Source organism: Aquimarina muelleri DSM 19832, assembly GCF_000430665.1.
Classification (GTDB): domain Bacteria; phylum Bacteroidota; class Bacteroidia; order Flavobacteriales; family Flavobacteriaceae; genus Aquimarina; species Aquimarina muelleri.
The window spans coordinates 47,962-61,151 of the sequence record NZ_AUML01000025.1; the positions used below are offsets into that span (position 1 = coordinate 47,962).

The 13,190-nt window shown below is 29.8% G+C and carries 9 protein-coding genes; 6 read left to right on the plus strand and 3 right to left on the minus strand.

Features of this window, described 5'->3' with window-relative positions:
* The first annotated feature begins 42 nt into the window (after nucleotides 1-42).
* From H527_RS0111155 to H527_RS0111170, 4 genes are all read left to right on the plus strand, one after another.
* The gene (locus H527_RS0111155; protein ID WP_027412797.1) at nucleotides 43-1,449 is read left to right on the plus strand and encodes an MATE family efflux transporter; all 1,407 of its coding nucleotides are present in this window, start codon (nucleotides 43-45) and stop codon (nucleotides 1,447-1,449) included.
* Nucleotides 1,450-1,489: 40 nt separating this feature from the next.
* On the plus strand, nucleotides 1,490-1,732 hold the full coding sequence (locus H527_RS0111160) for an acyl carrier protein (protein WP_027412798.1): 243 nt from the start codon (nucleotides 1,490-1,492) through the stop codon (nucleotides 1,730-1,732).
* A gap of 55 nt (nucleotides 1,733-1,787) precedes the next feature.
* Nucleotides 1,788-3,179, plus strand: a complete 1,392-nt coding sequence (locus H527_RS0111165; protein ID WP_027412799.1) for an AMP-binding protein — start codon at nucleotides 1,788-1,790, stop codon at nucleotides 3,177-3,179.
* A gap of 275 nt (nucleotides 3,180-3,454) precedes the next feature.
* Nucleotides 3,455-4,564, plus strand: a complete 1,110-nt coding sequence (locus tag H527_RS0111170) for a heparan-alpha-glucosaminide N-acetyltransferase domain-containing protein (RefSeq protein WP_027412800.1) — start codon at nucleotides 3,455-3,457, stop codon at nucleotides 4,562-4,564.
* Nucleotides 4,565-4,745: 181 nt separating this feature from the next.
* On the opposite strand, the gene H527_RS0111175 is transcribed toward H527_RS0111170, so the two are convergent.
* Nucleotides 4,746-7,058, minus strand: coding sequence for a type IA DNA topoisomerase (locus H527_RS0111175; RefSeq protein ID WP_027412801.1), 2,313 nt, complete (start codon nucleotides 7,056-7,058; stop codon nucleotides 4,746-4,748).
* Nucleotides 7,059-7,977: 919 nt separating this feature from the next.
* Between H527_RS0111175 and H527_RS21890 the strand changes: the two genes are divergently transcribed.
* Together H527_RS21890 and H527_RS0111185 are read left to right on the plus strand one after the other, a co-directional pair.
* The gene (locus H527_RS21890) at nucleotides 7,978-10,350 is read left to right on the plus strand and encodes a TonB-dependent receptor (protein WP_051316728.1); all 2,373 of its coding nucleotides are present in this window, start codon (nucleotides 7,978-7,980) and stop codon (nucleotides 10,348-10,350) included.
* 39 nt (nucleotides 10,351-10,389) lie between these two features.
* Nucleotides 10,390-11,610, plus strand: a complete 1,221-nt coding sequence (locus H527_RS0111185; protein ID WP_027412802.1) for a hypothetical protein — start codon at nucleotides 10,390-10,392, stop codon at nucleotides 11,608-11,610.
* Nucleotides 11,611-11,734: 124 nt separating this feature from the next.
* On the opposite strand, the gene H527_RS21895 is transcribed toward H527_RS0111185, so the two are convergent.
* Nucleotides 11,735-12,304 (minus strand): flavodoxin, encoded by a 570-nt coding sequence (locus tag H527_RS21895; protein ID WP_051316729.1) that lies wholly within the window; start codon nucleotides 12,302-12,304, stop codon nucleotides 11,735-11,737.
* Nucleotides 12,305-12,458: 154 nt separating this feature from the next.
* The gene (locus H527_RS0111195; protein WP_027412803.1) at nucleotides 12,459-13,187 is read right to left on the minus strand and encodes a hypothetical protein; all 729 of its coding nucleotides are present in this window, start codon (nucleotides 13,185-13,187) and stop codon (nucleotides 12,459-12,461) included.
* Between the last annotated feature and the right edge of the window lie 3 nt (nucleotides 13,188-13,190).

Here is a 13,190-nt window from a genome sequence, read left to right on the forward strand (position 1 = left end):
TCATTAATAGTAACTGATTAGGTTAAAACCTCATGAACTAAAATGAAACTAATTATATCACGAATAAGATATGTTCTTCACCTTTTTAAACAAGCTTTATTAGGTAAAGAAAAAAAATTCACTTCAGGAAGTATTAATAAAGCAATAGTACTACTCTCTGTTCCCATGGTTTTAGAAATGGTAATGGAATCTCTTTTTGTATGTTCTAATTTATTTTTTGTTAGTAGATTAGGAGCAGGAGCAATATCAATCGTAGGAACAACAGAATCTGTGATTTCTTTTGCTTATTCTATTTCAATTGGATTAAGTATAGCTGCATCCTCAATTATATCAAGAAGAATTGGAGAAAAAAAGTTTAAAGAAGCAGGCTTAACTGCTATGCAAATTATTTATATAGGATTTGCTATTTCTTTAATTTTAAGCATACTATGTGTTGTTTTTTATGAAGAAATACTACTATTGGTAGGAATGCCTGTTGCTCTTGTTGCAAAAGCAGAGTGGTTTGCTAAAATTATGTTTGCCAGTATTGTATTTATCATATTAAGAATTTCTATCAATGGAATTTTTAGAGGAGCAGGAAATGCAGCTATTGCGATGCGTACTTTATGGATATCTAACACCATCAATATTGTTCTATGTCCTGTACTAATTTTTGGGTGGGGTATCATCCCTGCGTATGGTATACTAGGAGTTGCTTTGGCAACCGCAATAGCCAGAGTTATAGGAGTCTTGTATCAATTCTGGCATTTGGCTAAAGGAAAAACTATAATGATTATAGGAAAAGAACAACTAATGCTCTCTTTATCTTTGATCAAAAAAGTATTGAAACTAGCTATAACAGGAGCTATTCAATATATGATCCCTGCATCCAGTTGGGTTTTAATGATCAAAATAGTTTCTCATTTTGGTCCTAATGCTTTGGCAGGATATATTATTGCACAACGAGTAGCTTCAATAGCAACCATGCCTGCTTGGGGAATCGGTAATGCTGCAGGAATATTAACTGGGCAAAACCTAGGAGCTAATCAACACGAAAGAGCAGAAAAATCGGTGTGGAAAGCAGGTTTCTTAAATATGTGTTTTCTATGCTTAGTAGCTCTATTCTGGAAATTTACCGCAGAACCAGTAGTATTATTATTTACGAATGATCCTGAAGTGTTAAAAAATGGAGTCTTATATCTTCATTATATAACTATAGCTTATGTGTTATTAGGATATACGATGGTTATTTCCAGAGCTCTTAATGCAGCAGGAGATGTAAAAGTAGTAACTCTCTTGTATATCCTTATGTTTTATATAACACAGATACCCTTATCCTATTTATTTGGAGTTCGTTTGGATTGGGGACCCAAAGGTATTTTTGTTGCTATTCTGATTTCAGAATTAGTGTTAGCAATAGCATGTATTATAGTATTCAAAAAAGGAAAATGGAAATACATAAAAATTTAAAAGTATTTAAAAAATAAATCTTAAAATCTATTAAAATAAAATGAACACATCAAAAGAATTATTAGGCGTTTTTGCAAAAGCATTTTCAACACCTATAGAAGAAATCACAGAAGAACTAGAGTATCAAGGTATTGCAGAGTGGGACTCTATGAGCCATTTAGTATTGGTAGAGGAGATAGAAAGTGCTTATAAAGTTTCTATTGAAATGGAAGATGTTTTAGAAATGGGAAGTGTTACCAAGGTAAAGGATATGTTAAAAAAATATGGTATCAAAATTATATGAAGACATCAATATATACTTGATTTAGATATTCATATTACTTATAAAATAAAATAAAATGAAACTGTACGATTTAATACAACAAAACAAAAAATTAAGATTTGTCGATCCAGATACAGGAAACTCGTCTAATGTAAAAGATTTTCATAAATCCATAACAATAGAAGATTTTCACGGTTTAGCATTTGTATACAGCAACAATAAAATTAACTCGATAGAAGTATTCCTAAACTTTTTGCAAAGTCATTTTACTATTTCTCTATTAAGTAACCAACTGCATATACAATTCAAACAAAACTTGGAAGAAATTTATCAACCGTACTATATTTACGACCCTTCCAGAACAGAAATAGAGGGTTATGAAAGATATTTAGCATCTTCATCCATAGGATTGTTTAAAAGAAGAAATAAGCCAACGTATACTATTCATAAGGATATCAAACTACTCTTAAGTACATCAGGAACAACAGGGACTCCTAAATTTGTAAAATTATCAGATGAAAATTTGGTAAAAAATGCAATGTCAATTTTAGAATATATGCCTATAAAGGATGAGGATATTGTACCACTTAATGTCCCAATTATATTTGTTTATGGGTTATCTATTTTTACAACAAATTGTATGAAAGGTAAAACCATTATTTGTACGGATAAAGATATTTTACAAAAAGGATTTTGGGAAGATTTTAAATCCTATAAGTTTTCTACCATTAGCGGGGTGCCTTACGTATATGAAATGTTACATAGAATAGGTTTCTTCAAAAAGGAACACAAATCTTTAAGATATATGACACAAACAGGAGGAATTCTTAATGAAGCATTAATTCAAGTAATCGATGCATATTCAAAGAAATACAATATTCCTTTTTATGCTCAATATGGGCAAACTGAAGCTGCAGGACGTATGGCCTTTTTACATCCCGACAATTTATTAAAAAAAGGATCCTCTATCGGTATGCCTATTAAGGGAGGGCATTTTGAAATAGAAAAAGAAACGAATGAGTTGATTTATTATGGAGAAAATGTTTTTGGAGGATATGCAAGAGAATCAGAAGATCTGAATGCTTATAAAAAGACAAATAAATTATATACAGGAGATATTGCCAAAAAAGATGCATCTGGATACTATTACATAATAGGGAGGATAAAACGTATCATGAAATTATTTGGAACAAGGATAAACCTTGATGAAGTAGAACTAATCCTAAAAAATAATTTAGGAGGAGAGACTTTTATTTGTACTGGAATGGATGATAAATACTTATCTGTTATCCACCTTAATAAAAATTTAACCAATGATTCTATCAATAAAGTATTAAGAGATACACTTAATCTTCATGCAAGTTCTTTAAAAATAAAATGTATAGAAAATGTACCTCTGACCCCCAATGGAAAAATAAATTATCAACAAATTAAAGAGCTTTCAGATCTCTCTGAATTGAAAGTTTAAAGGAATAACGTAGGTAAAAAAGGCATGCGTATAAAGATAATTATAGTAGTTGTTGTTGTTATTTTTATTCGTTACATGCCTTTTTTAATCCGTAATTGATGACTAGGATATTAGTCTACAAAGAACATATTTTTTGGTAGAAAAATAGATTAGAAAATCAATAACCTTGGAACAAGCTCACAAGGGATGCTTCCGAAAATATATTTTGTTCTCGAGGCAAGCCTGAGAGAATTAAACTCTACAATGTGGATTAAAGAAACTCATAAATAGAATACATGAAAAGTCAAAATAACAGAATTTTAACCTTAGATTTAATAAAAGGAGGAAGTGTTATCGGAATGATTATAATTCATACCTTACTTATATATGGTAATATAGAGACACAATCAGAAACATTTTTAGGGAATTTTATTCGATTTTTGGGAAGAGGAACCTCTATATTTTTAATATGTATGGGTATTACCTTTATGACCTCACGTAATCAAAGTCTTAAAAGCTCAATTAAACGTGGTGCTGTACTTTTATTAGTAGCATTATTAATGAATTTCATGAAATTTATGATACCCATAATTTTTGAATTTGTTCCAGAAAATTACATGAAAAAATTTCAATGGGATGCACCGCTAGAAATGCAATATTTGTATTTGGTATTATTAGGAGATATTTTGCAGCTAGCAGGAATGTCTTTACTTATCATAGGTTTCATTAGAAAGTATGTAAAAAACAAGTTTGGAATCCTTGCTATAGGTCTAATTATAGCTTCCATTTCTAGAGAACTTAGTGGGATCAATATCAATATTCCTGGGGTTAATTATGTTTTAGATCTTTTGTTTAGTAATGATTTTCCTGCATATGTATATTTCCCTGTATTTCCTTGGGTATCATTTATTATAATAGGAATGTTCTTTGGAAAATGGTATGCAGAAATTAACTATAACCCATCATTTATATTTAAAAAAATGATGCTTATAGGTCTTTTTTGTATTTTATTAGGAGGTCCACTTGTTTTCTTTTATAAAGAGTATCATTATAATACTTTTTTTTATCTAGGACCAGGAGGAGTGATCTATTTTGCAGGATGGACTCTTATTTTTTTATGGCTAATTCATATAACATTATCTAAGGTAAGAGAAAATTTCATGATAACAACTTTAGTGTATTGCAGTAAAAATCTAACTACAATGTATGTCATACAATGGGTCTTAATATCTTGGGGAAAAGGAATATTTGGGTTTAGACAATCAGGAATAACTAAGGTATTTTTACTCATGCTTTTATTTATAACACTTACTTTTATACTACAGAAAGCATTAGACGAAATAATGAAAACTATTAAAAAAGGAAGAGTAAAAAAATCTCTTTTAATAAAAGATCATACCTTATAAAGTAAAAATAGTTCAACAACCTTTTTTGAAAATAATAAATCATGTAAAAATTTGTATTCATTAAGGTTATTTATTTTTTTACATAATTTAAAGATATATCACAAACTCTATTAGGATTAATAGTACTTTTTATAAAGCATCTCTATTTTTTTAAAAAAATTTAACTCTACAGATAAAATACTTAATCTGTTTTCAATTTTTTATGTAATAAAGAAAAAACTAAAAAATCGGTTAATGGTTTTCCATTAGCTTTTGTTCGAATGGTATCAAATGTATATCTAAAGTCACATCCATTTTTGTATGCACTACATCCATAAGCTGTTTTTCCTTTTATAACCGTTCCTTTATTACAAACAGGGCAAGGCATAGGATTAGGAATCTTATTAGAGGCAGAAACACTTGTAGTTTTCTTTTCTTCCAAAAGTATTCGAAATTGATCATCAAAACGAATCAACCCCTCTTTATCCCCTTCTGAAGTCTTAAAACCTTTAAGGTTTACAGTACATCCTTTTTGGAGTAATCGAATATATTGTTTGTCAGATATTTTCTTGCCTTCAAAATAAAAAGGAAGAATAAAATCACATCCATTTTTATAAGCACTGCATCCATAAGCAGTTTTACCCTTGATAAGTTTCCCTTGTTTACATTTAGGACAACCTTGATCATTAATCGTTTTTTCTTTCTTTACTTTTTTAGAGTCAGAAGCTTTGGTTATTGTCACATGAGAGATATTGGCATGTATTTTTTCTGTACGAACTTCATACACCAAATGATCTACCATATTTTTCATGTTTTTAATAAAAGTCCCCGCATGAAAGCTTCCTTTTTCAATTTCTTTTAGTTGTTTTTCCCATTGCCCAGTAAGTTCCGCAGAAATAAGTAATTTATTTCTTATTGTATCTATAAGCTGTATTCCTGTCAAAGTTGGTAGGATTTGCTTTTTATTTCGCTCAATATACTTTCGTTTAAAAAGTGTTTCGATAATATTAGCTCTTGTAGAAGGTCTGCCTATACCGTTCTCTTTCATCAATTCACGCATTTCATCATCATCTACTTGTTTCCCTGCTGTTTCCATAGCACGTAATAAAGTAGCTTCGGTATATTGATTTGGTGGTTTAGTTTCTTTTTCTAAAAAAGAAGGCTCATGTGGACCTTTTTCTCCTTTTGCAAAAGAAGGTAATATATCCTTTTCTTTTTTCTCTTTAGAGTTTGCCTTTTCAAACACTATTCTCCAGCCTTTTTCTAAAATTTCTTTCCCTGTAGTTTTAAATGTTACAGTATCGGCTTTTCCTATTATGGTTGTATTTGCTACCGAACAATCTTCATAGAATACCGCAATAAATCGTTTTGTAATGATATCATACACTTGTTGTTGATTGTATTGTAAATTAATCTCTACACCAGTAGGAATAATAGCATGGTGATCTGTTACTTTTTTATCATTAAAAACTTTAGCAGATTTTTTAATCTTCTTACTTAATATAGTTTGTGTAAGATTTTGATAGCGACTCAATTTTTTTAATATTTCAGGTACTTTAGGATAAATATCGTTAGGTAAAAAAGTAGTATCTACTCTTGGATAGGTAATTACCTTTTGCTCATATAATTTTTGAGCTATCTTTAAAGTTTCATCTGCAGAAAACCCAAATTTAGTATTACAGTACACTTGTAATCCTGTAAGATCAAAAAGTTTAGGAGCATATTCTTTTCCTTTTTTCTTGGTTATAGATATGATCTCAAAATCACTTTCTTTTACCACCTTAGCAAAGGCTTCTCCTTCTTCTTTTTTTAAAAATCTACCTTCCTCGCAATTAAAAAGAGTATCTCTATATACTGTTTGTAATTCCCAATACGGTTGTGGTTTAAAATCCTGAATCTCTTTAAATCGGGTGACTAGCATAGCTAGTGTTGGTGTTTGTACTCTACCTATAGATAGTACTTGTTTGTACCCACCATGTTTAACTGTATATAATCGTGTAGCATTCATACCCAACAACCAGTCTCCTATTGCTCTTGAAAATCCCGCATAATAAAGATTATCATACTTTGCAGAAGGTTGTAATTTTTCAAAACCTTCTTTGATAGCCTCGGTAGTTAATGATGAGATCCATAACCGTTGTACTTCTCCTTTATAATCTGCCTGATCTATAACCCATCGTTGTATAAGTTCTCCTTCTTGACCCGCATCCCCACAGTTAATAACTACTGTTGCTTTATCAAACAACTTTTTTATAATACTAAACTGTTTCTTAATCCCCGAATTATCTACTACCTTAGTTTTAAACTTATCGGGTAACATAGGTAGATTATTAAGATCCCAGCTTTTCCAATACGGTTTATAATCATTGGGTTCCAATAGTGTACATAAGTGCCCAAAAGTGTAAGTTACGGCATACCCATTTCCTTCATAATACCCATCACATTTAGTATTAGCTCCCAATACAGAGGCAATTTCTCGGGCAACACTTGGTTTTTCGGCAATACAGACTTTCATAACTAAAAACAAAAATAGTTAAAATATGATAAGAATATAATTCTTATAACACAACTAATAATTTATATATAGCATAAGTTTTCAATCTGGATATAAGTAATAAACGATACTATGACTCTTCGTAGTAAAGTTATGACAGAAATGCCTTCTCTAGAGGTCTCTATTAGTTCTTTACTTAATAGATGAACAGGAAATCTTATAAGCTAAAATTATCAACAATTTAATACCTTAAAAAAAGAGATCAAAAAAGAGATTTCCTTATACAGTCACTACGCACATATCATTATTTATTATTCTAAACCTTACTAAAAATTAAACTTTATACCTCAAAAAAAGTTTTTTGTAATTGTAGATTATCTCTGGCAAAAGAAAAATTTCTAACACAAACAATAATTGACTTAGAATTTGCTTTGAAAGTTATCCAAAACTCATTAATAATTTAAAAATAACCTAAAAATATTCACTAATTAATAATACATACAATTCTAATATAAATACTTCTTCAATAATAAAAATTTACATAATTTAATTATATTTGCACTTATTTAGACTAATTAAAAACAATATATTTTATTAGAGAGTAATTTATAAAAACAAAAGCATTTTTTGTCTATGCTATAAAACATGATGAAATAGTTTAGATATATTTTAAACTTCTATCAGAAAACAAATAGAGTTCAACAATAATTAACCAATAACTTCGGAGAATTAAGCTCCAAAATGTGGATTAAAAAACAGAGAATTATTAAATACTCTTATTTAAATATAAAATCAGAAAAGGGAAAACATATCATCTAGAAAAATTAAAGAGTATTACATATTTTATTAACAAAAACATTTAATCCATAAAATAAGGATTAAATACTACATGAAAGAACATTTTTATTTTTCTAGATAACATACTAATTATCAAATTTTTATGAAAACATATATTGTAATTTTATTTTTCTTATTTCAATACACTATACTATTTGCTCAAAATAACAATTTAATATCAGGAAATGTTATTGACGATTCTGGATCTCCAATTGCATATGCTCATATAGAGATAAAAAGCTTATCTATTGGTGTTATGACAGATAATAAAGGGTATTTCGAATTGAAAGATATTCCTGAAGGGACCCACAAAATAGATGCTAGTTTTCTTGGATTTATAACTGAAACACATACTATAAAAATACAAAAAGGTCAAAAAAAAGAGCTTTATTTTTCTTTACAAAAAAATATTGAAGAGCTAGATGACGTTATGATAATATCCGAATCTGAAAAAACAAAAAAAGAAAGAACCGCACAAGCGGTAACAGTAATAGAAACAAAAGAAGCAAAACTCAAAACGACAGACCTAGGAGAAGTTATAGCCCAAACAGAAGGAGTTAGCATACGACGAAGTGGAGGCTTAGGTGCTACAGCCAAGTTTTCACTAAATGGGCTTACAGGAAATCAAATTCGTTTCTTTCTAGATGGTATCCCTCTTCACTTTAATGGGTATACTTTTGGAATATCTACAGTACCCGTTAATTTAATAGACCGTATAGAAGTATATAAAGGAATTGTACCTATACAATTTGGTGCAGACGCTTTGGGAGGCACTGTTAATATTGTTTCTCCAAAAATTTCTGTAGGTCTTAGCGGATCAGCCTCCTACCAAACAGGATCCTTTGGCACACACCGCACTGCTGTCTATATAAAAAATCGCGATAAAAACACAGGCTTATTCTTTACTGGAGGAGGATTTTATGATTATTCTAAAAACAACTATAAAGTAGATGTAAAAGTCGCTAATAAAGAAGGGAAACTAACAGAAGTAACTGTTCCTAGATTTCATGATGCTTATCAAGGTTATGGAGTAAACTTTACCATAGGAGTAAAAGATCGGCCTTGGGCAAACGAATTAAGTGTTAAAGGATTCTATACCGATTACACCAAAGAAATTCAACACAATAACCTTATGTCAGGAATCCCTTATGGAGAAGTTATGTCTTTTAGAAAATCTGCTGGAACGATTCTAACTTATCGTAAAAATATTACTGACAATATAAATTTAGATGCCGTTTTTGGATATAATTATAGCGAAAGACAATTTGAAGACACTTCAGATTGTGTATATAATTGGTTTGGAGAATGTATTTCTAATAGAAATATACCTGGAGAAATTAACGCTCAATTATCTGGCTCTAATGGCGCAAGTGATCAATACACCTGGAACAACAATTTTTTTTCCAGAATTAATGCTTCTTGGAAATTAAAAGAACATCATATAATTAGCGCTACACTGGCTCCAACCTATACAAAACAAACAGGAGATGACAGGTTTGTTAAAACTTTTGATCCATTAAACACTCGCAAAAACCTTTTTACCTGGGTTAATGGAGTTGAATATAAAATTAATGCATTTGATAAAACATTAGAAAATATCTTTTTTGTAAAAAATTATTTGCAAAATATTAAATCTGAAGAATATACTCCACCAAGTAACAATTTAGCAATCTCCAAAAGAAATGTGAGCTATTTTGGTTTCGGAAATGGATTAAATTATCGATTTAATAAACAGTTTTCGACAAAAGTCACATATGAATATGCAACTAGATTACCGCAACCAGATGAACTTTTTGGAGATGGCCAATTTATTCTTAGTAATTTAGAGTTAGAACCCGAAAGAAGTCATAATGCAAATCTTGAGTTCACATTTAAAAACAAAAATAATTACGAAACCAGTAATTGGAAAATACACACCAATACATTTTTAAGAAAAGTAGATAACCTCATTTTATTTGTTCCTAGCGTAGATAGAACCAGTATCTACCAAAATGTATTTGAAGCTATTTCTATAGGTGCCGAATTATCTGCCAACTGGACTTCTAAAAACGATAGACTTACTTTTTCTGGAAATAGTACATATCAAAACTTTTATAATAACTCGAAAGAAGGATTGTTTGCTGCTTTTTATGAAGATCGTATTCCTAACAGACCTTACTTTTTTGCCAATGGATCTGCTTCTTATAATTTTAAAAATATATTTCAAATTAATGATAAACTATCTCTTTTTGGAAACACAAGGTATGTCCATAAATTTTTCAGAAGCTGGGAAAGCGCAGGCTTAGAATCATTTAAACAAGGTATACCAAGTCAACAAGTTTATAATACTGGTATTACATACGACTATAAAATGAGTGCCCTAAAATATGCTATCACTGTAGAAGTGCAAAATCTAACTAATGAGAAAAACTTTGATTTTTATGGCGTCCAGAAACCTGGCAGAGCCTTTTATATAAAACTAGTAACACAATTTTAAATACAGGAATTAATTATTAATAAAGTAAATTATAATACAATGAAACAATACAAATTACTAACTAAATACATATTATTTTTTTTAATAGTAGCAATTGGTTTTACTTCTTGTGGAGATGATGACAAACCAATATCTGATGTTCCTCCTGGAGAACAAAAAGAAACAGCAATAATAGCTTCTCTAAGAGTAAATACTCCTGGAGGAAGAGTTTATTTTATGGGGGCATATTCTGAGATTCCTCAAAAACTTGATTTTAAAAACATGGTCGAATTAGGTGCTTCTGCCACTATCAGATCTTATGAAGAACATCCTTATGTGTGGAATGGAAATGCCTCTACACTAACAAAATACGAAGTTAGTAATGAATTAAAAATTACAGTTTCTGATATTTTGAGTTTAGCCAGCACAGGGTTAAGTGGTAGTTTTGGACCTCCTGCTTTTGTTTCTAAAACACAAGCATATTTCTTTGCTCTTGCAGAGGGTAAAATCATTGAATTTAACCCCGAAGTTATGACTATTACAGAAACTATAAATGTTACTCCTTTAGAGCATAGCGATAATCCTGATATAAACACTTCTACCTATGAAAATTATGTAACTTCTACAGGAAAAGTTATTCTTCCTGTAGATGCAAACCCTGGAGATTTTGATAAATTTCCTCAATATGCACAGATAGCTGTTTTTGATCCAACTACAAATTCTATTTCTTATGTAAATGACAATCGCATGTCAATGGGGTATCACACTTTTGCAAAAGGAAATGATGGAACTATATACTATCGTCCAGCAAGAAACACTGCAAAAGCAGAAGATTATAGTACAATAACTGGATACCCTACTACAGGTGGGCTTATAAAAGTGAATGAAAATGGAACTTTTGATCCAAGCTTTTTTGTAGATTTAAAAGAAATTTTAAGTGCTCATTCTGTTAATGTAGTAGCGTATGTATATGATGGAAAAGCTTTAGTACAGTATATGGATGCATCTCATGTACCTCCTACAGATCCAGGAGATTGGTATAAAGCTCCAACCAAGTTTGCACTTGTAGATATAGCTACCAAAACTTTTGAAACATTTACTGCTTTTGAAAAATTCGGAACAGTATATTCTATAGGTCAAATAGATGGTGTAGAATACTATGGCAACTTTGGGGCAGATTCAGGAAAATATAGTGTCTTAAAACAAATTGGCGCTAAAGAATTTGAAACAATTTCAGAACCAATTGGAGGAAGTTGTGGTTATATAGGTAAATTAAGATAGACTCATCCTAATTACCATATCATGAAATAAAAACAAGAGAAATTTCCTGTTTTTATTTCATGATATGGTAATGATATATTTTGTTAGAAATAGTTATTATAAAACTGTATCTTATCTAAAAAAATTACACTTCCAAAACAACTTCTCGATGATAAGAAGCTCTTTCAGAGACTAAATAAGGACTTAATTCTAGTTTTAACTGATTGACCCATTTCCTCAAACGGTCATCACTTAATTGGGATTGGTTATCGTTATCTATTGCTAGACCATAAAAGTAACCTTCTTTTTCTTCCATTAAAGCTACTGAATCCGTAAAGCGATAACCTTCTACAGGCCAATTTCCGATAACTTTACCTCCATTTTCTATTACGGTTTTTGCTAATATGCCTATTCCATCTACAAAATACTCTCCGTAGCCTACCTGATCTCCTAGTCCATAAATAGCAACAACTTTATTCGTAAAATCTACTTTCTTAAAATCGTCAAAAAAAGTTTCCCAGTCGCTTTGTAAATCCCCATCATACCATGTGGATAATCCAAAAAAGAAAATCTTGAACGAATCAAAATCTTCTTTAGATACACTACTAATTTCTCGGATATCTAATTCTTTATTTCCCCAAAGAGAAGTAAAATCTTTAGTTACATCATCAGTACAACCTGTATCTGAACCATAAAATAATGCTATTTTTTCCATAAAAATTCTAATTAGGAGTATAATAAATGTAAATATATTATTTTTATTTAGAATCATTAAATATAATATATTAAAATTACATTTAATGACTCTATAATAATTAGCTCCTTAATTTTATTTTTACCTAACACTACTTCTTTAAGCTAATACAAGTTTAAGAATTACTTAGATTATAAATTGGTTCTGTATTATCTAATACTTCTTTAAGTTCTTTTGAAGCTTTATAATATTGTTCAGCAACTTTTTCTTCAGGATATTCTTCAAAAATCATTTTTCTTTTATTATAAAAAGAATCCATGAATTCCTGATAAGATGGATCATTACAAAGTTTAAGAATTACAGCTTTTTTAAATTGATGAAGAGTTCCTAATAAGTTACTCAAAAACTCTCTAGAAGAGTCTTGTTGCATATATTCATGAAGAACAGGTAAACTATGCCAATGATTAAAAAAAGGAAGAGCATCTTCGTAAAAGAACTGTTTAAATTTTTCTTTTATGGGAATTAAATCTTCTAGGTTTCTTATTTCTACTCCCTCTTTTGGCAATATATTATTAAAATTAGTTTCAACACTAAAAGATTTATAAACTTCATGATAACTAATTTCTGTTCCGAAAAGATCATTTTTAGCTAGAATAGGATGAACAATTTTTTCTAATTCTGGGAAAGCTGTATGGAGCCAAAATCTATGAATAACAACAAAATCTTTAACATCATCATTTACTACATTATAGTCTTCAGTAATACTATATCCTAATGTAAAAAAATGTTTTTCATTTTTTTTTACAAATTCTCCTCCATGTTTATCAAAATTACTTGAAAAGTCACTTGTTTTTTGTTCTTCAAGAAAATTTAGAAACTCCTTATTTATAACCTCTGAATTCATTAT

Excerpts from the sequence above, each read along its gene's own strand:
- H527_RS0111155 (WP_027412797.1), top strand. The coding sequence starts at position 43 with ATGAAACTAATTATATCACGAATAAGATATGTTCTTCACCTTTTTAAA.
- H527_RS0111160 (WP_027412798.1), top strand. The coding sequence starts at position 1,490 with ATGAACACATCAAAAGAATTATTAGGCGTTTTTGCAAAAGCATTTTCA.
- H527_RS0111165 (WP_027412799.1), top strand. The coding sequence starts at position 1,788 with ATGAAACTGTACGATTTAATACAACAAAACAAAAAATTAAGATTTGTC.
- H527_RS0111170 (WP_027412800.1), top strand. The coding sequence starts at position 3,455 with ATGAAAAGTCAAAATAACAGAATTTTAACCTTAGATTTAATAAAAGGA.
- H527_RS0111175 (WP_027412801.1), bottom strand. The coding sequence starts at position 7,058 with ATGAAAGTCTGTATTGCCGAAAAACCAAGTGTTGCCCGAGAAATTGCC.
- H527_RS21890 (WP_051316728.1), top strand. The coding sequence starts at position 7,978 with ATGAAAACATATATTGTAATTTTATTTTTCTTATTTCAATACACTATA.
- H527_RS0111185 (WP_027412802.1), top strand. The coding sequence starts at position 10,390 with ATGAAACAATACAAATTACTAACTAAATACATATTATTTTTTTTAATA.
- H527_RS21895 (WP_051316729.1), bottom strand. The coding sequence starts at position 12,304 with ATGGAAAAAATAGCATTATTTTATGGTTCAGATACAGGTTGTACTGAT.
- H527_RS0111195 (WP_027412803.1), bottom strand. The coding sequence starts at position 13,187 with ATGAATTCAGAGGTTATAAATAAGGAGTTTCTAAATTTTCTTGAAGAA.